This is a genomic window from Pseudomonas sp. LAMO17WK12:I1, from assembly GCF_900177315.1.
Classification (GTDB): domain Bacteria; phylum Pseudomonadota; class Gammaproteobacteria; order Pseudomonadales; family Pseudomonadaceae; genus Aquipseudomonas; species Aquipseudomonas marginalis.
The window spans coordinates 43659-69904 of record NZ_FWZV01000023.1; the positions used below are offsets into that span (position 1 = coordinate 43659).

Below are 26246 nucleotides of genomic sequence, written 5' to 3' on the forward strand. Positions count from 1 at the left end.
AGCGAGGGATCATCGTTTGCGCAACCACATTCGTAACATGTATCGATTGAGATCTTTCAAAGAGACTGCGTCATCAATCTCTAAGCGCGGAGCGCTCTTATCGATGAAATGCGTTCGGGTATGGAGAAACTTGTTGTCAGCTGAAATAAGAACCTGCCCTGGGTTCAAGCAGCACTCGATGTTGAACTGAAGATTGATCAAGGACTGTATCTAGAAAATCCAATGCATGTATTTGCGCCAGGGTTAATGGCGCTCCCGCTTTGATGTGGGCCGATTCGATATAGACGCGGAAGTACCTAATTAAAGGGATGCCCTCATTTGAAAAGCTCAAGATTGGCGCTTTGAATAATTGTTCTTCCTCCGCCATACCTCGATTTTCAAAATAGAAATCGCACTTAAGTTCTTCCAGTACCTCAGGGAATGCCATTAATTCAGCGTATACCGCACTTGCGTCTATCAGAATACTTTCGCCGCCGAGTAAGGCTTTCTGGCCACAAGCCAGAATCAAATAATCGATAGGGAGCGGATCGCTTACGCCATCGTTATGGACATATGCGCCCTGACGGGTCTGATGATATCTCGCACCTTCTTCAATGCTTTTACCTCCCCGGTCATACACCTCAATAACCCTATGGCCAAGATGGTTCTGCACCATTGGTGCTCCCAGCAAAGAGCCGAACGTCCATATCAAAGATTTGAAGCCTGCAAGATCATCGACTTTAAATCCATCTAGGATAAGGACGTGTTTTTCGTGATCAACGATTTTTCGTATATTGCGCAGTTCTGCGCTGAGGGTCTGCGAGTGATGGGGGGCGATGTAAGCAGGCTTTGCATCGAATCGATTAGTTTGATCATCCGGTTCGGAGCTGGCTTTTGCGCTCAGTAGTTCGTTGAATGCGGTTTTAGAAAGCCTGACTTTAGAAATTTCGTGGTGGAAAGTACTTATATTTATATTCATTGCGAGCTTTACGGGGTTGGTTGGAGTCAATATTTAACTAACCTCACCACTCTCCGGAAAAGCGAAAAGTCGTCAGCGGAGCCATAAAAAACCGTCATGGAAGATATGTCCTACAAGAAAGTTCATCAGGTGATCGATGCTGGCATTTCGTCATGATTTGTAAAGGGCCGGCAAGCCGTGTCCCTTTAAATTGCAGGACGTTTCCGAGACAATCCCCGCCGCCTTGTGACTGTTGAATGGATGGCTAGTCTTCGGCCCGTCGCTGGTTTTCAGCGATCGGGTTTAGCAGCCTGAGTTCAATAGGCACACGGTTCACATCCGCGTTTATGGTGGCTGTGCGTGGGGCACCCTCGGGTGCGCTGGTGTTCCTATTGGCCAGTCTGCTAACCCGCGTACAGCTGCCACCTATCGTTTAGCCGCGTTAGTGGTCGCTCCCGTGTTCAATAGGAGTTACACCATGACCAAAGCACTTCCCGACCCACCCGTTGACTGCCTTGTCGCCAACGAAAACCTCAGTTTCGAAGACGCCCAACTTTATATCGCTCACCTGATCCACAGCGCATCGGCCACCGTGGGACTGTTGTGAGCACCTGCAGCCGCACGACCGCGCGAAAGTCCATGCGGTGTGGCATTTGCTGGAAACGGCCAAGACCGTGGTGGATCGCACCATCGACTGCATGCCTCGTACCAATCACGTCATCTAAAACCACTGCAAATTGAATGTGAAATCGAGTCAATGTGGGAGGGGGCTTGCCCCCGATAGCGGTCCGTCAGCTAAAAATAGGTGGCTGACCCATCGCCATCGGGGGCAAGCCCCTCCCACATTTTGATCTCATGCGGGTTTGAGTTTTTGGTTATTAATAAATAGCTTCTTATTCCTTAACGAATATAACCCTCGTCCCTATACTGTCCTACAACGTTAAACGCTGCAGGAGGGCACACCCATGCACAGCGAGTCGATTCGTTATCTGATCGTGCCGGGCTGGCAAGGATCGCCAGAAGATCATTGGCAAAGTCACTGGCAGAACAGCCTGCCCAACAGCGCACGCGTGGAGCAGGCCGATTGGCTCACACCGCGCCGTGAAGATTGGGTCGCCGCGCTGGCCGAGGCGATCGCCGCCGACAGCACGCCGGTGATCCTGATCGCCCATAGCCTGGGCTGCATCACCGTGGCCCATTGGGCGGCCACTGCCCCGGTGCAGTTCCTGCGGCAGGTGCGCGGTGCCTTGCTGGTGGCTCCGGCGGACGTTGAACGGCCAGCCTGCTCGCCGGCCCTGCGCAACTTTGCGCCGATCCCGACCGACCTGCTGCCGTTTCCCAGCCAGGTGGTCAGTTCCGATAACGACAGCGCCGTCAGCGCCCCCCGGGCCCTGGAGCTGGCGCGTAATTGGGGCGCCGAAGCCGGCATCCTGTCGGGGGCCGGGCATATCAATGTGAAGTCCGGTCACCAGCGCTGGGAGCAGGGGTTCGCCTACCTGTATCGCCTGCAAAGCCGCCTCGAGCATCACGCCCGGCGCACCGCCTGATATTTTTTCAACGCCCCGTCCCTGAGTGGATTTGGGGCGGGAGCCTGCCATGAGTCTGCATGAAACCTTCGGTCAGCCGCTGCTGACCTTCCCCGACGCCGAAAAAAGCCCGCTGAGCATCCGCGCCAAGGCGCTGGTGTTTGTCGACCCGCGCTCGCGCAAGCTGCGCGAAGACCTGGAAAACCTGGCCCCGCGCGCCTTGCCCGTATTGATTCGAGGCGAGACCGGCAGTGGTAAAGAATTGCTGGCGCGGCATATTCACCGGGGCAGCGACCGCTCCGGTTTGTTTGTCTCGGTCAATTGCGGCGCCATCAGCCCAACCTACGCCGACGCCGAGTTGTTTGGCTATGCCGCCGGCGCCCACAGCGGCGCGGCCAGCAGCCGGGCCGGGTGGTTTGGCTCGGCCAATGGCGGCACGTTGTATCTGGATGAGATCGGCGACTTGCCGCTGCCGATCCAGGTGAAACTGCTGGCGGCCCTGGAAAACCATGAAGTCACCCGCGTGGGCGCCCACCAGCCGAGTCCGGTGGACGTGCGCCTGGTGGCCGCCACCAGCATCGACCTGGCCCAGGCCGTGGCCGCCGGCAAGTTTCATGAGAGGCTGTTCCATTACCTGAGCGAAGGCCAGCTGGACTTGCCGGCATTGCGTGAGCGGGTGGGCGATATCCTGTCGTTGGCCGAGTACTTCCTCGGCATCTACAGCCAGCGCCTGGACCTGCCGGTGCCGCTGATCAGCGATGCGGCCCAGCGCGTCCTCGAACACCACAGCTGGCCGGGTAATACCCGCGAGCTGGAGAACGTCATCCACTTCGCCTTGCTGGTGAGCAGCGGCGACGAAATTCTGCCCGAACACCTGAACCTGCCGGTGGCGGGGTCGCCCTTGGAGCAAGTGCAGCGCATCTTCGCCAATGCCAGCCCGGCTGAGCGGGAAACCTTGCGCAGCTTTCTAAGCGAACAAGCCGCTACATGAGCAAAATGGAATATCAACGTGAATAAAAGATATTGTTCGGGAATAAAAAATCTAGGTATTGTCCATTCCACGCCGCGATAGCACTTCGCTGGCACACCACCTAAAAAACGGTCGTCAGAGACGCCCCGGATTTCCGATAAGGACACTGCATGAAAAAGGTTCTGTTGTTTACCGCATTGGCGGCTGCCCTGACTGCAAGCTTCGCCCAGGCCAACGAGAAACTGGTGGTGGCCGCCACCCCGATCCCGCACGCCGAGATCCTTGAGCTGGTCAAGCCGACCCTCGCCAAAGAAGGCGTGGACCTGGAAATCAAAGTCTTCACCGACTACGTACAGCCAAACGTACAGGTTGCCGAGAAGCGCCTGGACGCCAACTACTTCCAGACCCTGCCGTACCTGGAAAACTTCAACAAGGGCAAGGGCACCAACCTGGTCACCGTGGTTGGCGTGCACGTTGAACCCTTCGGCGGTTACTCGAAAAAGATCAAGAATATTTCCGAGCTCAAGGATGGCGCCACCGTGGCTATCCCGAACGAAGGCTCCAACAGCGGCCGCGCCCTGTTGCTGCTGCAGAAAGCCGGTGTGATCACCCTGAAAGACCCGACCAACGCCCTGGCCACGCCGAAAGACATCGCCAGCAACCCGAAGAACCTGAAGTTCAAAGAGCTGGAATCGGCCCTGCTGCCACGGGTGCTGGACCAGGTTGACCTGGACTTGATCAACACCAACTACGCCCTGGAAGCTGGCTTGAACCCAGCCAAGGACGCGCTGATCATCGAAGATGCCAAGTCGCCGTACGTGAACTTCCTGGTGGCGCGCCCGGACAACAAGGACAGCGACGCTATCCAGAAGCTGTCCAAGGCCCTGACCAGCCCGGAAGTCAAAGCCTTCATCGAGAAGAAGTACAACGGCGCAGTCGTGCCCGCGTTCTGATGTAAGCCAAAACCCCCTTCAAGGTTTCAACGCCGACGGCTACTACAGCGTCGGCGTTTTTTATGCCTGGAATTTGGAATGCAATAAAAATGTGGGAGGGGGCTTGCCCCCTCCCACATTTGATCTTCATCTCACAGTGGATTTTCAGCGTGTCAGAGCGCGCGGCTATTGATCGCCCTGCGCAACGCCACCAACCATTTCACCAGCTCCTGCGGATCAATCGGTTTCGCTTTGTTCATTGTTCATTCCCTCGAAACACAGACTCCCCAACCATAGTCGTCACCTGGAAAACCTGCGAATCCGTCGGTTATCTTTTTGGGTGATATCAATATGCTATTTCGGTATTTAAATTTTACTTTTTATACCTTTAAAGTTCGCGCTACCCGGCGTTACCCACGCCGGATCGGACGGCGCTCGCCGCATTACCCCTGCGGCGTCATGGACTCACAATGACCTTCGATTTCGCTTTTATCCTCAGCACCCTGCCGGCGTTTTTGAACGCCGTGGGCGTCACGCTGCAAGTGGGCCTGATCGCCATTGCCACCTCGTTGCTGGTGGCGCTGATCAACGCTGCACTGCTGGTGTTTCGCACGCCGTACCTGTCGCGCCTGGTGGCGCTCTATGTGGAACTGGCGCGCAATACACCGCTGCTGATCCAGCTGTTCTTCGTGTACTTCGCCTTGCCGGCCCTGGGTTTGAATATCTCCGGGTTCTGGGCGGCGATCATCACCATGACGTTCCTCGGCGGTGCCTACCTCACCGAAGTGCTGCGCGCCGGTGTGGAAGCGGTGCCGCTGGCGCAGATCGAGTCGGGCAAGTCCATCGGCCTGTCGGACTGGCAACTGCTGCGCCATGTGATCCTGCCCCAGGCCGGCATCCTCAGCCTGCCGGCGTTGTTCGCCAATTTCATTTTCCTGCTCAAGGAGACCACCGTGGTCTCTGCCGTGGCGGTGCCGGAGATTCTCTACACCACCAAGAGCTACATCGCCCTCTACTACAAGACCTACGAAATGCTCGCCGTGCTGACGCTGATTTGCGTGCTGCTGTTCTTGCCGCTGTCGCTGCTGCTCAGCCGACTGGAAAGGAGGCTCCAGAATGGCCAGTTCGGGTCTTGAGTTGTTGTGGGTGTCGTTGCCGCAATTGGGCAAGGGCGCTGCGCAGACCCTGTCGATTTCGTTGTTGAGCATCGCCTTCAGTACGGTCGGCGGCGTGTTGTATGGCGTGCTGCGCACCTTGAACAACAGGCTGGTCAACGCGGTGCTGCGGGTTTACCTGGAGCTGTTCCGGGCGATTCCGGTGCTGGTGTGGTTGTATCTGCTGTTCTTTGGCCTGCCGATCTTCTTTGGCCTGAGCATCCCCAGCTTCTGGTGCGCGGTGCTGGTGTTGTCGCTGTGGGGCGCCAGCGAAGTGGGCGAAGTGGTACGCGGCGCGTTGCATTCGCTGCCCCGCGGCCAGCGCGAAGCCGGCCTGTCGATTGGCTTGTCCGACCCGCAGTTGTACGGCTACGTGTTGCTGCCCCAGGCCCTCAAGCGCATGACGCCGCCGACCATCAACGTCTACACGCGCATCATCAAGACCAGTTCCCTGGCGGTGCTGATCGGCGTGGTGGACGTGATCAAGGTCGGCCAGCAAATCATCGAGCGCACCTATGAGTCGGTGTTGATCTACGGCGCGCTGTTCCTGTTTTTCTTCTTTATCTGCTACCCGTTGTCGGCCGCCTCCAAGGTGCTGGAACGGCGCTGGGCCCAAGCATGAGCGCATTGATCGAGTTCCAGGGTTTCAACAAATTCTTCGGCGACCAGCAGGTGCTCAAGGGCATCGACCTGAGTGTGCAAAGCGGCGAAGTGGTGGTGATCCTCGGCCCCAGCGGCTGCGGCAAAAGCACCTTGCTGCGCTGCCTCAACGGCCTGGAAGTGGCCCATAGCGGCAGCCTGCGGTTTGCCGGCAAGGAGTTGTTGGATAAAACCACCGACTGGCGCCAGGTGCGCCAGGACGTGGGCATGGTGTTCCAGAGTTACCACCTGTTCCCGCATATGAGCGTGCTCGACAACATCCTGCTCGGCCCGCTGAAAGTGCAAAAGCGCGAGCCGCGCGAAGCCCGCGCGCAGGCCGAGAAGCTGCTGGCCCGCGTAGGCCTGGCGGAAAAGCGCGACGCCTTCCCGCGCCAGCTCTCCGGCGGCCAGCAGCAACGCATCGCCATCGTCCGCTCGCTGTGCATGAACCCTCAGGTCATGCTGTTTGACGAAGTCACTGCCGCCCTCGACCCGGAGATGGTCAAGGAAGTGCTGGAGGTGATCCAGGGCCTGGCCCGCGATGGCATGACCCTGCTGATCGTCACCCACGAAATGGCCTTCGCCCGCGCCGTCGCCGACCGCGTGGTGTTTATGGAGGCCGGTCGCATCCTCGAACACAACACCCCCGAAGAATTCTTTACGAACCCGCAAACCGCACGCGCGCAGCAGTTCCTGGAGAAGTTCTCCTTTGTCTCAACACTGCCCAAGAAAACCAAGGAACTGGAGCTGCTATGAAAAAGTTACTGCTGCCACTGTTGGCCGTCGCCTTACTGGCCGGCTGCGATAAAAAGGCCGAAGAGCCTGCTAAACCTGCTGCCGCCGTCAGCTACCTCGACAAGATCAAGGCGCGGGACAAGCTGATCGTCGGCGTATTCACCGACAAGCCACCGTTTGGCTTCGTCAACGAAGCGGGCCGCTATGTCGGTTTCGATACCGACATCGGCCGCCAATTCGCCAAGGACCTGTTGGGCGATGAGAACAAAGTCGAATTCGTCGCCGTCGAGCCGGCCAGCCGTATTCCGTTCCTGCAAAGCGACAAGGTCGACCTGATCCTCGCCAACATGACCGTGACGCCCGAGCGCAAGGAAGCAGTGGACTTCACCAACCCCAACCTGAAAGTCGCGGTGCAGGCGTTGGTGCCCCAGGACAGCGCGGTCAAAAGCCTGGATGACCTGGCCACCCGCACCACCATCGTCACCACCGGCACCACTGCCGATATCTGGCTGACCAAGAACCACCCGGACTGGAAACTGCTGAAGTTCGAGAAAAACTCCGAGTCGCTGCAAGCGCTGTCGGCCGGGCGTGGCGATGCTTATGCGCAAGACAACCTGGTGCTGTTCAGCTGGGCCAAGCAGAACCCGGGCTACCGCGTGCTGGAACAGAAGCTCGGTGACGAAGCGCCCATCGCCCCGGCGGTGAAGAAGGGCAATATCGAACTGCGCGACTGGGTGAATGCCGAGTTGGCGAAGCTGGGTGAGGAGAAATTCCTGCTCAAGCTCTACGACCAATATGTGCGCAAGGAGCTGAGCGATGACACCAAGCCTGAGAGTGTGATCGTTGAAGGCGGGAAGTGGCAGGGCTAGTTCTGCGCTGACTGTTATGCCGCTATCGGGAGCAAGCTCCCTCCCACATTTGAATGTATTCACACGTCACATGTGCGAGAGGACTTGCCCCCGATGAGGCCGATGAACTCACCTCAATACGCCTTCCCCATGCAGATAAGGAACCCTGAACTAAGCTCACAGTCGCATACACACTGGCACATCGCATCGCGCACAAGGAGTCTGCATGGGCGGTCGTATTTCCATCTGTATCGTCGGTCTGGGTTTAGTGGTGTTGCTGAGCGCGTGTGGCCAGGAAAAAGCTGAGCCCAAGGCCCATTCGCGGGTTTTTGTTCAAACCGTACAACCCGCCGATTTCGCCGCGGCCGTCACGCTGACCGGAGATATCCAGGCCCGCGTGCAAACCGATTTGTCCTTCCGGGTCGGCGGCAAGATCATCCAGCGCATGGTGGATGTGGGCGATCGCGTTAAAGCCAGGCAGGTGCTGGCCAGGCTCGACCCCAAGGATCTACAGACCAACGTCGACTCCGCCCAGGCCCAGGTCGTGGCCGAGCAGGCGCGGGTCAAGCAAACCGCCGCCGCGTTTGTGCGCCAGGAAAAGCTCCTGCCCAAGGGCTACACCAGCCGCAGCGAATACGATTCCGCCCAGGCCGCGCTGCGCAGCAGCCAAAGTGCCCTGGCCGCCGCGCAGGCACAGTTGGCCAACGCCCGTGAACAACTCGGCTATACCGCGCTGATCGCGGATGCGCCGGGGGTGATCACCGCGCGCCAGGCCGAAGTCGGTCAGGTGGTGCAGGCCACCGTGCCGATTTTCAGCCTGGCCAGCGATGGCGAGCGCGATGCGGTGTTCAACGTCTATGAGTCACTGCTGGTTGAGCCGCCACCGGATGCGCCGATCACCGTCAGCCTGCTGGATAACCCGAGCATCAAGGCCGTGGGTAAAGTGCGTGAAGTCACACCTGCTGTGGCCGCCAATACCGGCACGGTGCAAGTGAAGATCGCCCTGCAATCGTTACCCGAAGGCATGCGGCTTGGTTCGGTGGTCAGTGCCACCGCCAATGGCCCGGCCAAGGCGAGTATCGAGCTGCCCTGGTCGGCGTTGACCAAAGACCTCAGCGAGCCCGCCGTATGGCTGGTGGACGGCGAGGGCAAGGCGCAACTGCACAAGGTCACGGTGGCGCGTTACCTCACCGGCAAAGTGATTATTGGCGACGGCCTCAAGGGCGGCGAAAAAGTCGTGGTGGCCGGTGGGCAATTGCTGCACCCCGGCATGCTGGTCGAGATTGCCCAGCCAGGAGCCCAGCCATGAAGCGCCTGACGGTTGTACTCGCCGCCAGCCTGTTGCTGATGGCCTGCTCCAAGGAAGAACCGGCGCCCGAGCCCGTGCGCCCGGTGCTGTCCATGGAGGTGAAGTCCGAGGACCAGGAAACCCTCGGCCGTTTCGCCGGCACCATCCAGGCGCGCTATGAAAGCAATCTGGGCTTTCGCGTCCCCGGTCGCATCGCCCGGCGTGCCGTGGATGTGGGCGCCGAAGTGGACAAGGGCGCCTTGCTCGCGGTGCTCGACCCTACCGACCAACAGAACCAATTGCGCGCCGCCCAGGGCGATTTGGCACGGGTGCAGGCCCAGTTCATCAACGCCCAGGCCAATGCCCGTCGCCAGCAGGAGCTGTTCAACCGTGGCGTCGGCGCCCAGGCCCAACTGGACGTGGCCCAGACCGACCTGAAGACCACCCAGGCCTCCCTCGACCAGGCCCAGGCGTCGGTCAACCAGGCCAGGGACCAGCTCAACTACGCCGAGCTGCGCACCGACCACGCCGGCATCGTCACCGCCTGGAATGCCGAGGCCGGCCAGGTGGTCAGCGCCGGTCAGCAAGTGGTGACCCTGGCGCGCCCGGACATCAAGGAGGCGGTCATCGACCTGCCCGCCGGCCTCGCCGAGCGCCTGCCGGCGGATGTGGTATTCCTCGTCGCCGGGCAACTCGACCCCAGCGTCCACACCACCGCCACCGTGCGCGAGATCGAACCCCAGGCCCAAAGCGCCACGCGCACCCGTCGCGCGCGCCTGACCCTGGCCGAAACGCCGCCCGCGTTCCGTCTTGGTACGGCGATCAGCGTGACCTTGAGTTCGGCCATCGCCCCACGCATCGAATTGCCCCTGAGCGCCTTGCAGGAAGTCGACGGCAAGACCCGCATCTGGATCCTCGATACCCAAAGCCAGACCGTGCAACCGCGCGATATCACGGTGCTTAGCCGTGACGCTGACAGCGCCTTGCTCAACGGCGGCGTCAAACCCGGCGAGCGTATTGTTACCGCCGGCGTGAACAGCCTGAAGCCCGGGCAGAAAGTCAAAATCGACGAGGACAGCCCGCGATGAAAGGCAGCTTCAACTTATCCGACTGGGCCCTCAAGCATCAGTCCTTCGTCTGGTACCTGATGTTCGTCGCGCTGCTGATGGGCGTGTTCTCCTACATGAACCTGGGCCGCGAGGAAGACCCCTCGTTCACCATCAAGACCATGGTGATCCAGACCCGCTGGCCGGGCGCGACCCAGGAAGAAACCCTCAAGCAGGTCACCGACCGCATCGAGAAAAAGCTCGAGGAACTCGACTCCCTCGACTATGTGAAAAGCTACACGCGACCGGGTGAATCCACGGTGTTCGTGTTCCTCAAGGACACCACCGGCGCCAAGGCGATTCCGGAGATCTGGTACCAGGTCCGCAAGAAGATCGACGACATTCGCGGCACCTTCCCCCAGGGCTTGCAGGGACCGTCGTTCAACGACGAATTCGGCGATGTGTTCGGCTCGGTGTACGCCTTTACCGGCGACGGCCTGTCGATGCGCCAGTTGCGCGACTACGTGGAGCAGGTGCGCGCCGAGATCCGTTCGGTGCCGGGGCTGGGCAAGGTCGAGATGATCGGCCAGCAGGACGAAGTGATTTACCTGAACTTCTCCACGCGCAAACTGGCGGCCCTGGGCATCGATCAGCGCCAGGTGGTGCAAAGCCTGCAATCGCAGAACGCGGTGACCCCCGCCGGGGTGATCGAGGCCGGGCCGGAGCGCATCTCGGTGCGTACCTCGGGGCAGTTCGCCTCGGAGAAAGACCTGGCCAACGTCAACCTGCGTCTCAATGACCGCTTCTATCGCCTGGCGGATATCGCCGAGATCAGCCGTGGCTATGTCGACCCGGCGCGGCCGATGTTCCGTTTCAACGGCAAGCCGGCGATTGGCCTGGCCATCGCCATGCAGAAGGGCGGCAATATCCAGTCGTTCGGCAAGGCGCTGCACACGCGCATGGACGAACTGACCGCCGACCTGCCGGTGGGCGTCGGTGTGCATAAGGTCTCCGACCAGGCCGAAGTGGTGGAGGAGGCCGTCGGCGGTTTTACCAGCGCACTGTTCGAAGCGGTGATCATCGTGCTGGTGGTGAGCTTTATCAGCCTCGGCATGCGCGCCGGGCTGGTGGTGGCGTGCTCGATTCCACTGGTGCTGGCGCTGGTATTCGTGTTCATGGAATACAGCGGCATCACCATGCAGCGTGTGTCGCTGGGTGCGTTGATCATCGCCCTCGGCCTGTTGGTGGACGATGCGATGATCACCGTGGAGATGATGATCACGCGCCTGGAAAAAGGCGAAACCAAGGAGCAGGCGGCGACCTACGCCTACACCTCCACGGCATTTCCGATGCTCACCGGTACGTTGGTGACCGTCGCCGGCTTCGTGCCGATTGGCCTCAACGCCAGTTCGGCAGGCGAGTACACCTTTACCCTGTTCGCGGTGATTGCCGTGGCGATGCTGGTGTCGTGGGTGGTGGCGGTGCTGTTTGCGCCGGTGATCGGCGTGCATATCCTCAGCGCCAAGGTGAAACCCCACAGCGCCGAGCCGGGGCGCATCGGCCGCGCGTTCAATGGCGGCATGCTGTGGGCCATGCGCAACCGTTGGTGGGCCATCGGTATCACCGTGGGACTGTTCGTGGCGTCGGTGTTCTCCATGCAGTTTGTGCAGAACCAGTTCTTCCCGTCGTCGGACCGCCCGGAAATCCTCGTCGACCTCAACCTGCCGCAAAACGCCTCGATCAACGAGACGCGCAAGGCCGTCGACCGCCTTGAAGCGATCATCAAGGACGACCCGGACATTGCACGCTGGAGCACTTATATCGGCCAGGGCGCGATCCGTTTCTACCTGCCCCTCGACCAGCAACTGGAAAACCCCTACTACGCGCAACTGGTGATCGTCAGCAAAGGCCTGGAAGAGCGCGGTGCCTTGATTGCGCGCCTGCAAAAGCGCCTGCGCGACGACTTCGTGGGCATCGGCAGTTTCGTGCAGCCGCTGGAAATGGGCCCGCCTGTAGGGCGTCCGATCCAGTATCGCGTGTCCGGCAAAGACACCGACCAGGTGCGTAAACACGCCATCGAACTGGCGACCCTGCTGGATAAAAACACCCACCTGGGCGAGATCATCTACGACTGGAACGAGCCGGGCAAAGTGCTGCGCATCGACATTGCCCAGGACAAGGCGCGCCAGCTTGGGCTGTCCTCCGAAGACGTGGCACAACTGATGAACAGCGTGGTCAGCGGCGCCTCGGTGACCCAGGTGCACGACGATATCTACCTGATCAGCGTGGTCGGCCGTGCCGAGGACGCCGAGCGCGGTACGCCGGAAACCTTGCAGAACCTGCAGATCGTCACGCCCAACGGCACCTCGATCCCGCTGCTGGCCTTCGCCACGGTGCGCTATGAGCTGGAGCAGCCGCTGGTGTGGCGTCGCGACCGCAAGCCGACCATCACCATCAAGGCCTCGGTGCGCGATGAGATGCAGCCGACCGACCTGGTCAAGCAGCTCAAGCCGGAGATCGACAGATTCAGCGCCGGCCTGCCGGTGGGCTACAAGGTCGCCACCGGCGGCACCGTGGAAGAAAGCGGCAAGGCCCAAGGCCCGATTGCCAGCGTGGTGCCGTTGATGCTGTTCCTGATGGCGACGTTCCTGATGATCCAGCTGCACAGCGTGCAGAAGATGTTCCTGGTGGCCAGTGTCGCGCCGCTGGGGCTGATCGGCGTGGTGCTGGCGCTGATCCCCACGGGCACGCCCATGGGCTTTGTGGCGATCCTCGGCATCCTGGCGCTGATCGGCATCATCATCCGCAACTCGGTGATCCTGGTGACGCAGATCCACGAGTATGAAGTGGCCGGCTACACGCCGTGGGACGCGGTGGTGGAAGCCACCGAGCATCGGCGCCGGCCGATCCTGCTCACGGCGGCGGCGGCGAGCCTGGGCATGATCCCGATTGCCCGCGAAGTGTTCTGGGGGCCGATGGCCTACGCGATGATCGGCGGGATCATTATCGCCACCTTGCTGACGTTGTTGTTCCTGCCGGCGCTTTATGTGGCCTGGTACAAGATCCGTGAACCAAAGCAGAAGCAACAGGAACAACACGGTTAAAAATGTGGGAGGGGGCTTGCTCCCGATGACGGTGGGTCAGCAAAAAATATTTGTCTGACCCACCGCCATCGGGAGCAAGTCGAATCGTCGCACCGCCCCTCCCACAATTGATCTCAACTGGGCATTTGAGACGTGGGAAACTTCCGCAAGTGAAGCCTGTTGCCCCGGCCAACCGTTGAGTGCTTTACCCTCCGGCCTCCACCTCTCAACGGTCGCCTGCCATGAACCGTCTGCGTCATACCTTGCTGATCTGCTGCTTCCTGTCGCCCCTGGCCTTTGCCGGCACCGTATTGGAAAACCCGTTGTGGCGAGTCGAACTCGACCCGGCCACCCTCGCCATCCGTGTGACACCCAGTGGCCAGCCCCAGGTGCAGGCCTCCAACGGCGTAGCGGCGCGTGCCGTCAGTCAACTCGCACAAAACGCGCAACAGGTCCGTTGGCAATGGGACGACGGTGCCTATCGCCTGACTGCCAGCCTTGAGCAGCGCGACCTGGTGCTGTCGATCACGGCGCGGGAAGCCGGTGAGCTGCCGATTCTTCTGCAACCGCCGAGCGCCATGGGCCGAGGGTTGATATGGCCGTTGGCCGAAGGGCATTACGTGCCGGCCGGCCATGCCATGTGGAACGCTTTCCTGGTGGCGCAGGGTGACATCAACACCACCCAGGACCTCAGCCTTCCGCTGTGGGGCGTCGATCACGGCGCCTTTACCCTCAACTGGCTGCTGACCAATCCCTATAACAACCGCCTGCGCTGGCGGGGCCAGGCGCTGTCGCTGGCCCATGAGTTCACTTCGCTCGGGCCTGCCGCCCCCATGACCCTGTTGTTGCACCTGGGCGAAAGCGATCCGCTGGCCGGGGCCAAGCGCTATCGCCAATGGTTGGTCGCGCAGGGTCGCTATGAGCCCCTGGCAGACAAGCTGCGGCAAACCCCTGGGGCTGAAAAGCTGCTGGGCGCCAGCCATGTCTACCTGTGGGGCAATGACCTGCTGGCGCCGGAGGGTGTGCGTGATTGGCCGTTGTTGCTCCAGCGCTTGCGCGCTCATGAGCTCAGAGGCCTGTTGGACAAGGACTCCGCAGCGGTGCTGGTGCAGCCCCGCGCCTTGAATCGCTACGAGCAAAGGGTGCTGTTGCGCGGCCTCAACGCCGCGATCAACAGGAAGGCCCGGCAGAGTTGGCAGGTGGACGAGCCCGATATGACCCGTCTTGCCGCGCGCTATGGCGAGTTGCGTCGCGAATTGGCCGTGGACTTTGCCGGCGCCCTGCGCGATAGCCCCGGCACCTGGGGCAGCCAGGTGGTACAGACGCTGCGCGACGCCGGGCTGCCACGCTTGATGCTGACCCTGGGCGAAGGCTGGGAAGGCGGCCTCTGGCACCCAGAGACCATCCGCGCCGGTGTCGACGCCGGCTACCTGATGGCGCCCTACGATTCCTACCAAACCGCGTTGTCCGCCACCGAAAACCCCGACTGGACCACCGCCCACCTGGGCAGCCAGGCTTACCGCGACTGCGCCATCGTATTGAAGGACGGCACGCTCAAGACCGGCTTCCAGCAGTCCGGCCACTACACCGACCCGCGCTGCGTGCGGCCTCTGCTGGAGGCGCGGGTGAAAGCCGTGCAGGCCAGGGCCGGCTTCAACGCCTGGTTTCTCGATGCGTACGCCACCAGCATGCTGTTCGACAGCTACCGCACCAACGCACCGATGACCCAGGCGCAAAACGCCGAAGGCAATATCGATGCAGCCCGTTGGCTGAACACCACGCTGCAATTGCCGACCGGCTCCGAAGACGGCAACGCCATCACCGCCCAGGGCATCCTGTTCGCCCATGGCATGCAAACCCCGGTGCTGGGCTGGGGGGATCGCGACATGACCCAGGACAAACAGTCGCCCTACTACGTGGGCAACTGGTACCCGCCGGAACAACCGGCGGTGTTCTTCAAGTCGGTGCCGCTGAACGAGCCGTTTCGCACCCTCTACTTCGACCCGACGCTGCGCCTGCCGCTGTATCAGGCGGTGTTCCATGGCTCGGTGATCACCACCCATCACTGGCTGTTCGACAGCCTCAAGCTGAGCAATGTGCGGGCTGAAAATGAGCTGACCCAACTGCTCTACAACGTGCCGCCGCTTTATCACCTGAGTGCTGCGACGCTCAAGGCGCGGCTGCCGCTGATCCAGCGCCAGGATCGATTTTTCCGACCGCTGCATGAGCGCCTGGCCACCCAGGCGATGACCGGGTTTCGCTGGCTGACGGCGGATCGGCAGGTGCAGGAAACCACGTTTGCCGATGGTACGCGGTTGGTGGCGAATTTTTCCACGGGGTCCAGAGAGGGGTTTGCGGCAAGGAGTGTGACAGCGGTGGTGGATGGGACATCGGTGGTGTATCAGGTGCAGTAGGGGTGTCCATCAGTCCGTCATCGGGGGCAAGCCCCCTCCCACAGGGGAATGCATTTCAAATGTGGGAATGGGCTTGCCCGGACTCAAGCCTTGCGCCAAACGCTGGCCAACCAGGGCTGCTGGGGTCGAGGCAACCCGGCGGGTCGGTAGTAATGCTCCAGTTCCACGAAGCCGGCGGCGGTGAGCAGTGCCTGCCAGGCCTCGAGGTCGTGATAGGAACCATAGCGCGGCCCGTTCCAGCCTTCCTGGTTCTCACCCCGTGGATTGGAACTGAACAGCACACCGCCGGGCTTCAACGCCCCATGCAGTTGCTTGAGCACACGGGGCAATTCCTGCTTGGGGATATGAAACAGCACCGCATTGGCAAAGATCCCGTCAAAGCGTTCGGCGGGCAGATCCAGCTTGAGGAAGTCCTGCTGCAACACCTCACAGCCGCTGTCTTCGCGCGCCATCTGCGCAAACCGCTCGGAGCCATCCAGGCCGACGGCGATATGCCCCAGGCGCGTAAAGGTCTGCAAGTCCCGCCCCGGCCCGCAGCCGAAATCCAGCACGGTAAAGGGCGCCGAGCCCTGGATATGCCGCAGCAGCGCGTCGATGTTCTGGCTCACATCGTGATCGCGGGTGCCTTCACGAAAGCTCTCGGCCACGCTGTTGTAGTGGCCGAGGGTGGTGGACGTGATCTGGTCGAGGTCGTCGGGCTTGAGGGGCATGGTGATGAATACCGGGCACTGAGATGGCCCGACTATACCTCACCTCTTGTTCAGCACTCGCGCCAAGCGATCGCCGCCGAGTTGAATCACCGCCACCAGGATCACCAGCAGCACAATCACCGTAAGCATGATCTGCGTATCAAAGCGCTGGTAGCCATAGCGATAGGCAATGTCGCCCAAGCCACCGGCCCCGATCGCCCCGGCCATGGCCGACGAGTTGATCATGGTCACCAGGGTGATGGTGAACCCGCCGACAATCCCCGGCAGCGCCTCGGGCAGCAGTACATGCCAGATGATGTGCCAGCGCCGGCAACCCATGGCCTGGGCGGCTTCGATCAGGCCGTGGTCGACCTCGCGCAGACTCACTTCGGCGATCCGCGCGAAGAACGGTGTGGCGGCGATGGTCAGCGGTACAACCGCCGCCCACACGCCATAGGTGGTGCCGACGATCAGCCGCGTGAACGGGATCAGCGCCACCATCAGGATCAAAAACGGAATCGAGCGGAACAGATTGACGAACGCCCCCAGCACCCGGTTCAGCGTCGGCGCCTGGTAGATGCCGCCCTTGTCACTGGTCACCAGAAACACCGCCAGCGGAATCCCCACCAGCAAGGCGATCAACGACGACACGCCGACCATCAACAAAGTGTCGATGGCGCCTTGCACCAAACGATCAAACCACATAGCCCAGCACCTCCACCTGTTGTGCCCAGTTCGCGGCGCGGTTGCGCAGTTCTTCAGTGCCGTGGGGTGAGCCATTCACCGCCAGCAGCAGTTGCCCCAAGGCATGCCCCTGGATCCGTTCGACACCGCCCTGCAGTAAGCGCACGCGCCCGCCGAGGGCGCTGAACAGCGCGGCCAGGTCCGGTTCATCGCTGGCACTGCCGGTGAACTGCAAGCGCAGCACCACGGCGGCGTCCGGCGATTCAGGCTGGGGGTGCAAACGGCTTTGCAGTTCTTCCGGCAGCCCATGTTGCAGCGGCGCCAGCAGGGTCTGGCTGACCTCATGTTGCGGGTTGCCGAACACTTGCCACACCGGGCCTTGCTCGACGATGCGCCCGTGTTCCAGCACCACCACGCGGTCGCAGATGTCGCGGATCACCGCCATCTCATGGGTGATCAAGACGATGGTCAGGCCCAGGCGCCGGTTGATCTCGCGCAACAGGCCGAGGATCGACTGGGTGGTCTCCGGGTCGAGGGCCGAAGTGGCTTCGTCGCACAGCAGGATCTGCGGGTCGTGCACCAGTGAACGGGCGATGCCCACGCGCTGTTTCTGCCCGCCGGACAGCTGCGCCGGGTAGGCCTTGTGCTTGTCCTGCAATCCGACCAATTCCAGCAGCTCACGCACCTTTTGCTCACGCTGGGGCTTGGGCACGCCGGCGACTTTCAGCGGCAATTCGACGTTCTGCCACACGGTCTTGGCCGACATCAGGTTGAAGTGCTGGAAGATCATGCCGATACGTCGGCGCAGCGCCACCAGGTGGTCTTCGTCGAAGTCGCCGATGTCCACCTGATCGATCAGCACGCGCCCGCTGCTGGGTTGTTCCAGGCGGTTGATGGTGCGGATCAGCGAGGACTTGCCGGCGCCGCTGCGGCCGATAATGCCGAACACTTCACCGCGCTGGATCGCCAGGTCGATGCCTTGCAAGGCATGCACGCCGCCGTCGTAGGTCTTGCCCAGGTTGATAAAGCGCACGTGCGCGCGGTTCAGGTCCGGATGCAGTTCTGTCTGTTCGGCGTCCCTGGGCGGTGAGCCCAGGTCGCGCAGTCGAGCGTGGGCGGCGGTCATTTTTTATCTTCCCAACCGACTTGGTAGAGCTTGCCGAGGGATTTATCCAGGGCGGCACGCACCACCGGCGAGTGCTGGTAGATGTCGACGAACTTGATCACGCGCGGGTCGGTTTTGCTTTTTGGCTGGATCACGAACTGGATCACGTATTCCGGGTGGTCGAGGCCGTCGAACAGCAGCGCCGACTCGGCATCGAAGGTCTTGGACAGGCGGATGTAGGCCGGGTAGCCCTGCACCAGGTCCGCGTCGTCATAGGCGCGCACCAGTTGCACGGCCTCGACTTGCAGGATCTTGATCTTCTTCGGGTTGCTGACGATGTCTTCTTCGGTGGCCTTGTAGCCCACGCCCGGCTTGAGGGTGATCAAGCCGGCCTTGGCCAGCAGTTGCAGGCCGCGACCGCTGTTGATCGGGTCGTTGGCAATCGCCACGCTGGCGCCCTGGGGCAGGTCGTTGATGCTCTTGTACTTTTTCGAATACAGCCCGACGTTGTTGATGATGCCCGGCGCGTACGGCACCAGGTCAAAACCGGCGGCGGTCTTGGCGTTTTCCAGGAACGGGATGTGCTGGAAGTAGTTCACGTCAATATCGCCGGCGGCCAGGCTGACGTTGGGCGCGATCCAGTCGGTGAACTCCACCAGCTCGACCTTCAAGCCTTGCTTGCCGGCTTCGGCGACGGCGGCCTCCAGGGGAATCGCGAAGGCGGCGGTGGTGCCGATTTTCAACGGTGCATCGGCGGCGAACACCGCCGAGCTGAACAACCCGAAGGCCAGGGCCAGTGCTTTGACTGGGTTATTGAGGAATGTCTTTTTCATAGTGGCTTTCCAGTCATAAGGTATTAGGGCAAACAATGCAGATTTCTGTTCAGTGGCGGTAGGTCGAGCCGGTGTGTTGTTCAGGTAGGCGAGCACTGCCGTGGAAGACCTTTTCCCGCAGCGTGCCGCTCTCATATTCGGTCTTGTACGACCCCCGCTTCTGCAACTCCGGCACTACCAGGTCGATAAAATCCACATAGCTTTCCGGCGTGACAATGCGCGTGAGGTTGAAGCCATCCAGCCCGGTTTCGCTGATCCAGGATTCCAGCTCGTCAGCGACCTGTTCGGGGGAGCCGACCAGGGTGATATAGCGCCCGCCGAGGGCATGCTGTTCGAGCAACTTGCGTCGGGTCCAGTCGTTGTTCTGCAGATTCTTGGTGGCCGACTGGATCGCGTTGCTCTTCACGTACTGGATCGGCTCGTCCAGTTCGTACTGGGCAAAATCAATCGCGGTGGACGCCGAAAAGTGCGCGACGCCGGCCTCCGCGCTGGCATAGCTCAGGTACTCGGCATGCTTGGCCCAGGCCAGTTCTTCGGTGGCGCCGACGATCACGTTCAGCCCCATGAACACCTTGATGTCATCCGGGTTGCGCCCGGCCTCGACCGCGCTGGCGCGCACCTTGTCCACCTGCACCTTGGTCGCGGCCTTGTTCTGCCCGCTGATGAATACGCACTCGGCATGGCGCCCGGCGAACAACAGGCCACGGTCTGAACTGCCGGCCTGGAACAGCACCGGCGTACGCTGCGGCGACGGCTCGCACAGGTGATAACCCTCCACCTGGTAGAACTCGCCATGGTGCTCGACTTTGTGCACCTTGCCCGGCTGCGCGTAGACCCGCGCCTGCGGATCGTTGAGCACCGCGTCGTCTTCCCAGCTGCCTTCCCAGAGTTTGTAGAGCACCTCCAGGTATTCATCGGCCTGGTCGTAGCGCCGGTCATGCTCGACCTGTTCGGTGAGGCCCATGGCCTTGGCGGCGCTGTCGAGGTAGCCGGTGACGATGTTCCAGCCCACCCGGCCACGGCTCAGGTGATCGAGCGTGGACATGCGCCGGGCGAACAGGTACGGCGGCTCATAGGTGAGGTTGGCGGTGAGGCCGAAGCCGAGGTTTTTGGTCACGGCGGCCATCGCCGAAACCAGCAGCAGCGGGTCATTGACCGGCAGCTGGATCGACTCCTTGAGCGGTACATCGATGGAGTTCTGGTACACGTCATACACGCCGACGATATCGGCGATGAACAAACCGTCGAACAGCCCGCGCTCCAGGGTTTGCGCGAGGTCGGTCCAGTACTCGATGCTTTTGTACTGGGTGGACGTGTCCCGTGGATGGGTCCACATGCCGTGGTTGATATGCCCGATGCCGTTCATGTTGAAGGCATTGAGCAGGATCTTTTTCTTTGCCATCAAATGGTCCCCCGCAGTGGCGGGTTTTCAGCGTTGAGGTAGTAATTGCCTACCGCGTGGTACTTCCAGCGCACCGGGTCGTGCAGGGTATGCACGCGGGCGTTGCGCCAGTGGCGGTCGAGGCCGTGCTCGGCGAGGGTGGCCTGGCTGCCGGCCAGCTCGAACAGGGTGCTGCCGGCGGCCAGGGAAATCTCGGTGCTCAAGGCGCGGACTTCGGCCACGGCGATGGACGCCGCCGCCACGGTCTCTGCATTGCTGTCGGCCTGGGCGCGGTCGAGGTATTCACCCGAACGCTCCAGCAAGGCTTCAGCGGCGTGCAGGCGAATGCTCAGGTGGCCGAAGCTCTTCAGGGTCAGCGGGTCTTCGGTGGCCTTGTCGTTGCCGGAGTCGATCCATGGGCGGGTCTTGGTACGCACAAAGTGCAGTGCATCTTCAAAGGCGGCGCGGGCGATGCCGGTGTCGATGGCGGCGTGAAGAATCTGCGCCAGCGGGCCGACCGTGGTCGGGCGCTCGAAAGCGCTCTGGAACGGGATCACGTCGTGGGCAGCGACCCACACGTTATCGAACACCACCGAGCCGCTGCCGGTGGTGCGCTGGCCGAAGCCGCTCCAGTCGTCGATGACCGTCAGGCCTTCGCTGTCGCGGGGCACGAAGGCCAGTTGCTGGATGCCGTGTTCATCCACCACCGAGGTAGGAATGCGCTGGGCATAGATCGCGCCGGTGGCGTAGAACTTGCGGCCGGTGATACGGAAGCCGTCGCCGTCGCGGGTGATGGACGTAACACGGTCGTGGGCGGTCCTGGTGCCCAGTTCTGCCAGGGCGTTGCCGAAACGCTGGCCGGCGAGTACTTCGGCGTACAGGCGTTGTTGCTGTTCAGGGCTGCCATTCACGCGCAGCACTTCGAGGGCATAGAAATGGTTTTGCGGAATCTGGCCCAGGGAGGCATCCGCCTGGGCGATCAGGGCAATGACCTTGGCCAGGGTCACGTTGGAAACCCCCGCGCCGCCAAATGCCTTGGGCACGCTGATGCCCCACAGGCCGGAGCGCGAGAACACGTCCAGTTCGGGCAGCGGCAGGCGGCGTTCGCGGTCGCGCTGGGCGCTGTCGCGGCGCAAGTCTTCGGCCAGGTCGCTGGCGACAATAAGGGCCTGTTCGTCGCTGGTGATAACCGCGACACGGTGAGAAAAGGTCATGAGTTTCTCCAGAGGTCTGGTCGGTTAAATCCAGGAATGGCGAGCCGGCAACGTGCCGTTCAAGCGATAGGCGCCGACGGCGTGATACTTCCAGCGCACCGGGTCGTGCAGGGTGTGCACCCGGGCGTTGCGCCAGTGACGGTCGAGGTTGAATTCGGCGAGGGTGGCGCGGCTGCCGGCCAGTTCGAAGAGCTTTTCGCTGACCAGCAACGACACTTCAGTGGTGAGCACCTTCGCTTCGGCCACGGCAATCGACGCACGCGCGGCGGACTGTGCGGTGATCGGCGCGGCGCTGACCTGGTCCAGCACTTGCCCGGCCTTGCGCAACAGCGCCTCGGCGGCGTGCAGTTCGATCTTCAGCTTGCCGATATCGGCGATCACGTAGAGGTCATCGCTGGCGCGCTCGACCTTGGCGTCGATCCACGGGCGCGAACGCTCCCGCACAAAGGCGATGGTGTCATCCAGCGCGCCACGGGCGATGCCGGCGTCGATGGCGGCCTGGATCAGTTGGGAAACGGCGCCCTGGATAGTCGGGCTTTCGCCGATGCGCCAGTTGTCTACGACCAGTTCGGCGTCCACGGGCACGCGGTCCAGCAGCACGGTGCCGCTGGCGGTGGTGCGTTGGCCGAAGCCCGACCAGTCATCCACGATGCGCAGCCCTGCGGTGCCACGGCGTACAAACGCCATGACCTGCTTGCCGTCGTCGTTCAGCGCCTTCACGGCCACCCAATGGGCAAACAGCGCGCCGGTGGAGTAGAACTTCTGGCCGCTGATCACGTAACCATCGCCCTGGGCGGTGATGCGCGCCTTGAGCTCCAGGGTGTTTTTGGTGCCGCGTTCAGGTCCGCCATTGCCGATGCGCCAGCCGTCGAGCACGCTCTGGAACAGGTGCTCTTTCTGACGCTCGGTGGCGGCGCCCTGCAACACCTGCAGAATGCCGAAATGGTTCTGCGGGATCTGCCCGAGGGCCGGGTCTGCCGCGCTGATGATCGCGAACACCTCCGCCAGGGTGGTGAACGACACCTGTGGGCCGCCGTATTCGCGGGGGATGGAAATACTGCCCAGCCCACTGCGGGTGAATTGTTCGATCTGCGCCCACGGCAGCTTGCGTTGCTGGTCACGCTGGGCGGCTTGCAGGCGCGCGGCCTGGGCCAGCTCATGGGCAGCCTTCAGCGCCTCTGCATCGTTGCGCAGCACGGTGGCCGGCAACAGCAGGGGAGCGACGTCCAGATCACTCTGGGGGGGGGTTAGAGCCAAGTTAGACATCAGCGCCGCTCCTTGGCTGCACGTAATGCCCTGGCGTTATGCACCGGGGTAATTCTGACCATACCGACCTCGCATTCAATGAAATAAAAACAGAAAAATCAGAGATGTCCGGTGGTCCGGTGCATATACCCTAAGCGTGTTAAATATTTAAATAAACTAACTTTTGGGAATATGCATAGAAGGTCTGTCACCCCGGTTCACAGGGTGAGCCGAGGGGCCGTGGTTGGTAGACCCGCGCGGTCCCGGCCGGCTGGCTCGGCGCGCAGGCGGCAATGCGCAACGTACGTGTGGGCGCCCAGCGCGAATTGTTGCCGACACGATCGAGAATGCAGTACGTCACCTCCAGGCGGCTGTCGTCACCGGCCTCGACAATCACCGTCGAAGGCACCCACACCTGCACGACCACCCCGACGGCTTTGGCCTGGATCCTGGGCAGGTCCATGCGTACGTCTCCCCAGCGCAGGGTGATGGCATCGCCCGTGGCCATGTTCAGGTAAGGCGCGATGGTCAGCGGAATGCCCCGTCGCACCTGGCGACCGTTGACGCCGTAGCGACGGATGGACTCGGGCAAACCGACGGGGGCGAGGTTGTGGTTTTCGTCGCTGTACAGGGGGGAGGGCTGGCCGCCGGGGTATCGGGTCTTTACACACACACCTTTCACGGCCGAGCGGGCAGGTGCACGACCGACTTGCATGACCTGGTAATGCACCTGGGCCAGGCCGTCCAGCACAAAACTTTCCGGCACCCGCAGATGGGTCGGCGAGCCGACCTTGCACGCGCTCACCCTGCGTGAGGCGGCAAAGCAGTTGTTCCAGAACAGTTCGATCAGGTCGCCCTCATCCATGCCGGGGTAAGGCGCGATGTCCACCTGCAGTTGACTGGCCGCCAGTGCGTTGATGCCGTGCCGGTTAGCCTGGGGCAAGGTGGGGGCCGTGAGCAGGGCCGGGGTTGCAGTGCGCGTCATAAGTAATCTCCTTGATGCAGCCAGCAGCAATCGTTCCAGCCCCGTGGCGCGGGTGCGCAGGTGGGCTGAAAGGAACGATTCAGTGAGTAGCCGGGATAGGATCCAATCCTCTGGACGCTAGATAAGAGGGTTGACCAAGGAGCGTCAATGGCGGCAAAAGGCTAAACGGCAGGTTGGAGCAGATTCAGAAGGGTCTGACTGGGCGGGGGATTTTTGGATCAGGGAGACGGCGGGTTTACGCGTGGATGGCGAGGGTTTTCTGTAGGAGCAGATTGTGTGGTGAGGGAGCAAGCTCCCTCGCCACATCAGTGGGCGAGGAACTTGCTCAGGAACTGCCGGGTGCGTTCTTCCTTGGGGTTGGCGAACAACGCCTTGGCTTCGCCTTGCTCCACGATCACGCCCTTGTCGAAGAAGATCACCCGGTTGGCCACATCGCGGGCAAAGCTCATTTCGTGGGTGACGATGACCATGGTGCGGTTTTCTTCGGCGAGGCTGCGGATGGTCGCCAGCACTTCGCCCACCAGCTCCGGGTCCAGCGCCGAGGTGGGTTCGTCGAACAGGATCACCTCCGGTTCCATGGCCAGCGCGCGGGCAATCGCCACGCGCTGTTGCTGGCCGCCCGACAAGCGCCGTGGGTAGGCGTCTTCCTTGCCCGCCAGGCCGACCCTCGCCAGCAGCTTGCGCCCAAGGGCAACAGCGGCTTCACGGGGCATCTTCTTGACCACGGTCGGCCCTTCGATGACGTTTTCCAGCGCTGTGCGGTGGGGGAACAGGTTGAAGTTCTGGAACACAAAACCCACGTGCTGGCGCAGGCGCCGCACCAGGCCTTGTTGCTGGTTGAGCGGTTTGCTGCCGTCGATCTGGATGTCGCCCACCTTGATCCGGCCGCTGGTGGGTTCTTCGAGGAAATTCAGGCAGCGCAGGAAGGTGGTCTTGCCGGAACCGCTGGGGCCGATGATGGCGACGACTTCGCCTTCCTTGACCTCCAGGTCGATGCCGTTGAGTACCACCTGACCGTTGAATTGTTTGGTCAGTTTTTCAACCACGATCATGCTTCAAGACTCCAGGTCATGCCGGTTGACCCGGTCTTCCAGGCGGTTTTGGAAATGCGCCAGGATGCTGGCCAGCACCCAGTAGATCAGGGCGGCGGACAGGTACATGGTGAAAATTTCGAAGGTGCGCGCAGACACCAGTTGAGCCTGGCGGAACAGTTCTGGCACCTGGATGGTGGCGGCCAGCGCGGTGTCCTTGACCAGCGAAATAAAGCTGTTGCCCAACGGTGGCAGGGCGGTGCGCATTGCCTGCGGCAGGATGGCCCGGCGCAGGGTCTGCGCACGGGTCATGCCGATACTGGCGGCGGCTTCCCATTGGCCACGCTCGATGGAGGCAATGGCGGCCCGCAGGATTTCACAGGCGTAGGCGGCCATGTTCAGCGAGAAGCCGATCATGGCGGCCGGGATCGGATCCAGCTCGATGCCCACTTGCGGCAAGCCGTAGTAGATCAAAAACAGCTGTACCAGCAAGGGCGTGCCGCGAAAGAACGACACGTAGACGCGGGCTGTCCAGCTCAGCAGCTTGAAGCGCGACAGCCGCATCAAGGCCAGGCCGAAGCCCAGCAGCAAGCCGAAAAACATCCCGCCAAGGCTGAGAAGCACCGTGTAATACGCGCCCTTGAGCAGAAAGGGCGCGGAGTCCAGCGCGAGTTGGAAACCTGCTTCCATTATTGAGTGACGTCAGCGTTGAAGTACTTCTCGGACAGCTTCTTCAAGGTGCCGTCGGCGCGCAGCTTGTCGAGGGCCTTGTTCACCGCTTCAAGCAGCTCGGGCTCGCCTTTGCGCAGGGCGATACCGGCTTCCTGGCGGGAGAAGGCGTCGCCGGCAGCGGCGGTGTCCGGGGCTTTCTTGGCGTATTCCAGGGCGGCCAGGCGGTCGATCAGGATGGCGTCGATACGGCCGATGCGCAGGTCCTGGAACTTGGTCGGGTCATCGTTATAGGTCTTGATAATGGCTTTGGGTTGGTTGTCCTTGAGCCATTGTTCGTAGTTGGTGCCCAGGCCTACCCCGACTTTCTTGCCGGCCAGGTCGTCGGCGGTCTTGATGGTGTCGACGTTCTTTTTCAGCACCAGCGCCTGGATACCGGACACGGTGTAAGGCGTGGAGAAGTCGTACTTCTTCTTGCGCTCTTCGGAGATGGTGACTTGGTTGACCACCGCATCCAGGCGCTTGGATTCCAGGGCGGCGAGGATACCGTCCCATGGCGTGGCTTGCAGCTTGACCTTCACGCCCAGCTCTTTGGCCAGGGCCTCGGACAGCTCGACTTCGAAGCCGCTGAGCTTGCCGCTTTCATCGACGAAGCTGAACGGCGGGTAGGTGCCTTCCAGGCCGATTTTGATCTCGCCGGCCTTTTTGATGTTGCCCAGTTGCTCGCCGGCAACCGCCTGGCCCAGCCAACCGGCGCCGAGAGCCAGACCCAAAGTGCCAACCAGCAACGTGCGACGCAATACAGAAATAGTCATGAAGAGCCCCTGTGTTTTTATGT

The 26246-nt window shown here is 61.6% G+C and carries 23 protein-coding genes and 1 pseudogene; 12 read left to right on the forward strand and 12 right to left on the reverse strand.

All coding sequences use genetic code 11. From position 1 onward, the window contains the following. Positions 1-136: 136 nt before the first annotated feature. Positions 137-988 carry a TauD/TfdA family dioxygenase gene (locus B9N88_RS30765; protein WP_256221367.1) on the reverse strand — a complete coding sequence of 284 codons (852 nt, stop codon included), beginning with the start codon at positions 986-988 and terminating at the stop codon, positions 137-139. Positions 989-1415: 427 nt separating this feature from the next. On the opposite strand from B9N88_RS30765, the pseudogene B9N88_RS30770 reads away from it, so the two are divergent. The 12 genes and pseudogenes from B9N88_RS30770 to B9N88_RS30825 all read left to right on the forward strand — a co-directional run bounded on the left by B9N88_RS30770 (position 1416) and on the right by B9N88_RS30825 (position 15572). Further along, a pseudogene (locus tag B9N88_RS30770) lies at positions 1416-1662 on the forward strand (hypothetical protein). 240 nt (positions 1663-1902) lie between these two features. Next, positions 1903-2484 carry an alpha/beta hydrolase gene (locus tag B9N88_RS30775; protein WP_016975008.1) on the forward strand — a complete coding sequence of 194 codons (582 nt, stop codon included), beginning with the start codon at positions 1903-1905 and terminating at the stop codon, positions 2482-2484. A 49-nt stretch (positions 2485-2533) separates the two neighbouring features. Further along, positions 2534-3454 carry a sigma 54-interacting transcriptional regulator gene (locus B9N88_RS30780; RefSeq protein ID WP_027607852.1) on the forward strand — a complete coding sequence of 307 codons (921 nt, stop codon included), beginning with the start codon at positions 2534-2536 and terminating at the stop codon, positions 3452-3454. A 149-nt stretch (positions 3455-3603) separates the two neighbouring features. Continuing rightward, positions 3604-4386: a MetQ/NlpA family ABC transporter substrate-binding protein gene (locus tag B9N88_RS30785; RefSeq protein ID WP_027607851.1), complete on the forward strand. Its 783-nt coding sequence runs from the start codon at positions 3604-3606 to the stop codon at positions 4384-4386. A 449-nt stretch (positions 4387-4835) separates the two neighbouring features. Then, positions 4836-5501 carry an amino acid ABC transporter permease gene (locus tag B9N88_RS30790; protein ID WP_027607850.1) on the forward strand — a complete coding sequence of 222 codons (666 nt, stop codon included), beginning with the start codon at positions 4836-4838 and terminating at the stop codon, positions 5499-5501. Continuing rightward, the gene (locus B9N88_RS30795; RefSeq protein ID WP_027607849.1) at positions 5482-6141 is read left to right on the forward strand and encodes an amino acid ABC transporter permease; all 660 of its coding nucleotides are present in this window, start codon (positions 5482-5484) and stop codon (positions 6139-6141) included. Before B9N88_RS30790 ends, B9N88_RS30795 begins: the two co-directional genes overlap by 20 nt. Next, positions 6138-6914, forward strand: a complete 777-nt coding sequence (locus B9N88_RS30800; protein ID WP_027607848.1) for an amino acid ABC transporter ATP-binding protein — start codon at positions 6138-6140, stop codon at positions 6912-6914. The genes B9N88_RS30795 and B9N88_RS30800 overlap by 4 nt, the downstream gene beginning before the upstream one ends. Continuing rightward, positions 6911-7762 carry a transporter substrate-binding domain-containing protein gene (locus B9N88_RS30805; protein ID WP_027607847.1) on the forward strand — a complete coding sequence of 284 codons (852 nt, stop codon included), beginning with the start codon at positions 6911-6913 and terminating at the stop codon, positions 7760-7762. Before B9N88_RS30800 ends, B9N88_RS30805 begins: the two co-directional genes overlap by 4 nt. Before the next feature lie 205 nt (positions 7763-7967). Further along, positions 7968-9050, forward strand: a complete 1083-nt coding sequence (locus B9N88_RS30810; protein ID WP_027607846.1) for an efflux RND transporter periplasmic adaptor subunit — start codon at positions 7968-7970, stop codon at positions 9048-9050. Then, the gene (locus tag B9N88_RS30815) at positions 9047-10117 is read left to right on the forward strand and encodes an efflux RND transporter periplasmic adaptor subunit (RefSeq protein ID WP_027607845.1); all 1071 of its coding nucleotides are present in this window, start codon (positions 9047-9049) and stop codon (positions 10115-10117) included. Before B9N88_RS30810 ends, B9N88_RS30815 begins: the two co-directional genes overlap by 4 nt. Further along, positions 10114-13179: an efflux RND transporter permease subunit gene (locus B9N88_RS30820; protein WP_027607844.1), complete on the forward strand. Its 3066-nt coding sequence runs from the start codon at positions 10114-10116 to the stop codon at positions 13177-13179. The genes B9N88_RS30815 and B9N88_RS30820 overlap by 4 nt, the downstream gene beginning before the upstream one ends. Before the next feature lie 221 nt (positions 13180-13400). Next, the gene (locus B9N88_RS30825) at positions 13401-15572 is read left to right on the forward strand and encodes a glycoside hydrolase (RefSeq protein ID WP_027607843.1); all 2172 of its coding nucleotides are present in this window, start codon (positions 13401-13403) and stop codon (positions 15570-15572) included. Between the two features lie 83 nt (positions 15573-15655). Here B9N88_RS30825 and B9N88_RS30830 read toward each other — a convergent pair whose 3' ends face one another. The 11 genes from B9N88_RS30830 to tcyJ all read right to left on the reverse strand — a co-directional run bounded on the left by B9N88_RS30830 (position 15656) and on the right by tcyJ (position 26223). After that, a complete protein-coding gene (locus B9N88_RS30830; protein WP_027607842.1) occupies positions 15656-16282 on the reverse strand; it encodes a class I SAM-dependent methyltransferase in 627 nt (208 codons plus the stop codon). A gap of 39 nt (positions 16283-16321) precedes the next feature. Next, entirely contained in the window at positions 16322-16966 is a 645-nt protein-coding gene (locus B9N88_RS30835; RefSeq protein ID WP_027607841.1) for a methionine ABC transporter permease, read from the reverse strand. Further along, positions 16956-18071, reverse strand: coding sequence for a methionine ABC transporter ATP-binding protein (locus tag B9N88_RS30840; protein WP_027607840.1), 1116 nt, complete (start codon positions 18069-18071; stop codon positions 16956-16958). The genes B9N88_RS30835 and B9N88_RS30840 overlap by 11 nt, the downstream gene beginning before the upstream one ends. Then, positions 18068-18883 carry a MetQ/NlpA family ABC transporter substrate-binding protein gene (locus tag B9N88_RS30845; protein WP_027607839.1) on the reverse strand — a complete coding sequence of 272 codons (816 nt, stop codon included), beginning with the start codon at positions 18881-18883 and terminating at the stop codon, positions 18068-18070. Before B9N88_RS30845 ends, B9N88_RS30840 begins: the two co-directional genes overlap by 4 nt. Positions 18884-18932: 49 nt before the next feature. Next, entirely contained in the window at positions 18933-20285 is a 1353-nt protein-coding gene (locus B9N88_RS30850; protein ID WP_027607838.1) for an LLM class flavin-dependent oxidoreductase, read from the reverse strand. Continuing rightward, positions 20285-21478 (reverse strand): SfnB family sulfur acquisition oxidoreductase, encoded by a 1194-nt coding sequence (locus tag B9N88_RS30855; RefSeq protein ID WP_027607837.1) that lies wholly within the window; start codon positions 21476-21478, stop codon positions 20285-20287. Before B9N88_RS30855 ends, B9N88_RS30850 begins: the two co-directional genes overlap by 1 nt. Before the next feature lie 24 nt (positions 21479-21502). After that, positions 21503-22744, reverse strand: a complete 1242-nt coding sequence (locus B9N88_RS30860) for an SfnB family sulfur acquisition oxidoreductase (protein ID WP_027607836.1) — start codon at positions 22742-22744, stop codon at positions 21503-21505. Positions 22745-22931: 187 nt separating this feature from the next. Then, complete coding sequence (locus B9N88_RS30865) at positions 22932-23708, reverse strand: hypothetical protein (protein WP_027607835.1); 777 nt, start codon at positions 23706-23708, stop codon at positions 22932-22934. Between the two features lie 305 nt (positions 23709-24013). Beyond that, on the reverse strand, positions 24014-24760 hold the full coding sequence (tcyN, locus tag B9N88_RS30870; RefSeq protein ID WP_027607834.1) for an L-cystine ABC transporter ATP-binding protein TcyN: 747 nt from the start codon (positions 24758-24760) through the stop codon (positions 24014-24016). A gap of 3 nt (positions 24761-24763) precedes the next feature. Further along, positions 24764-25429, reverse strand: a complete 666-nt coding sequence (tcyL, locus tag B9N88_RS30875) for a cystine ABC transporter permease (protein ID WP_027607833.1) — start codon at positions 25427-25429, stop codon at positions 24764-24766. After that, positions 25429-26223: a cystine ABC transporter substrate-binding protein gene (gene tcyJ, locus B9N88_RS30880; protein ID WP_027607832.1), complete on the reverse strand. Its 795-nt coding sequence runs from the start codon at positions 26221-26223 to the stop codon at positions 25429-25431. Before tcyJ ends, tcyL begins: the two co-directional genes overlap by 1 nt. Positions 26224-26246 lie beyond the last annotated feature (23 nt).

What these genes read in the sequence shown, in the direction of transcription:
- B9N88_RS30825 (WP_027607843.1), top strand. Translation starts at nt 13,401, where the DNA reads ATGAACCGTCTGCGTCATACCTTGCTGATCTGCTGCTTCCTGTCGCCC.
- B9N88_RS30785 (WP_027607851.1), top strand. Translation starts at nt 3,604, where the DNA reads ATGAAAAAGGTTCTGTTGTTTACCGCATTGGCGGCTGCCCTGACTGCA.
- B9N88_RS30855 (WP_027607837.1), bottom strand. Translation starts at nt 21,478, where the DNA reads ATGACCTTTTCTCACCGTGTCGCGGTTATCACCAGCGACGAACAGGCC.
- B9N88_RS30795 (WP_027607849.1), top strand. Translation starts at nt 5,482, where the DNA reads ATGGCCAGTTCGGGTCTTGAGTTGTTGTGGGTGTCGTTGCCGCAATTG.
- B9N88_RS30865 (WP_027607835.1), bottom strand. Translation starts at nt 23,708, where the DNA reads ATGACGCGCACTGCAACCCCGGCCCTGCTCACGGCCCCCACCTTGCCC.
- B9N88_RS30850 (WP_027607838.1), bottom strand. Translation starts at nt 20,285, where the DNA reads ATGGCAAAGAAAAAGATCCTGCTCAATGCCTTCAACATGAACGGCATC.
- tcyJ (WP_027607832.1), bottom strand. Translation starts at nt 26,223, where the DNA reads ATGACTATTTCTGTATTGCGTCGCACGTTGCTGGTTGGCACTTTGGGT.
- B9N88_RS30840 (WP_027607840.1), bottom strand. Translation starts at nt 18,071, where the DNA reads ATGACCGCCGCCCACGCTCGACTGCGCGACCTGGGCTCACCGCCCAGG.
- B9N88_RS30830 (WP_027607842.1), bottom strand. Translation starts at nt 16,282, where the DNA reads ATGCCCCTCAAGCCCGACGACCTCGACCAGATCACGTCCACCACCCTC.
- tcyL (WP_027607833.1), bottom strand. Translation starts at nt 25,429, where the DNA reads ATGGAAGCAGGTTTCCAACTCGCGCTGGACTCCGCGCCCTTTCTGCTC.
- tcyN (WP_027607834.1), bottom strand. Translation starts at nt 24,760, where the DNA reads ATGATCGTGGTTGAAAAACTGACCAAACAATTCAACGGTCAGGTGGTA.
- B9N88_RS30790 (WP_027607850.1), top strand. Translation starts at nt 4,836, where the DNA reads ATGACCTTCGATTTCGCTTTTATCCTCAGCACCCTGCCGGCGTTTTTG.
- B9N88_RS30810 (WP_027607846.1), top strand. Translation starts at nt 7,968, where the DNA reads ATGGGCGGTCGTATTTCCATCTGTATCGTCGGTCTGGGTTTAGTGGTG.
- B9N88_RS30835 (WP_027607841.1), bottom strand. Translation starts at nt 16,966, where the DNA reads ATGTGGTTTGATCGTTTGGTGCAAGGCGCCATCGACACTTTGTTGATG.
- B9N88_RS30805 (WP_027607847.1), top strand. Translation starts at nt 6,911, where the DNA reads ATGAAAAAGTTACTGCTGCCACTGTTGGCCGTCGCCTTACTGGCCGGC.
- B9N88_RS30800 (WP_027607848.1), top strand. Translation starts at nt 6,138, where the DNA reads ATGAGCGCATTGATCGAGTTCCAGGGTTTCAACAAATTCTTCGGCGAC.
- B9N88_RS30780 (WP_027607852.1), top strand. Translation starts at nt 2,534, where the DNA reads ATGAGTCTGCATGAAACCTTCGGTCAGCCGCTGCTGACCTTCCCCGAC.
- B9N88_RS30775 (WP_016975008.1), top strand. Translation starts at nt 1,903, where the DNA reads ATGCACAGCGAGTCGATTCGTTATCTGATCGTGCCGGGCTGGCAAGGA.
- B9N88_RS30845 (WP_027607839.1), bottom strand. Translation starts at nt 18,883, where the DNA reads ATGAAAAAGACATTCCTCAATAACCCAGTCAAAGCACTGGCCCTGGCC.
- B9N88_RS30860 (WP_027607836.1), bottom strand. Translation starts at nt 22,744, where the DNA reads ATGTCTAACTTGGCTCTAACCCCCCCCCAGAGTGATCTGGACGTCGCT.
- B9N88_RS30820 (WP_027607844.1), top strand. Translation starts at nt 10,114, where the DNA reads ATGAAAGGCAGCTTCAACTTATCCGACTGGGCCCTCAAGCATCAGTCC.
- B9N88_RS30815 (WP_027607845.1), top strand. Translation starts at nt 9,047, where the DNA reads ATGAAGCGCCTGACGGTTGTACTCGCCGCCAGCCTGTTGCTGATGGCC.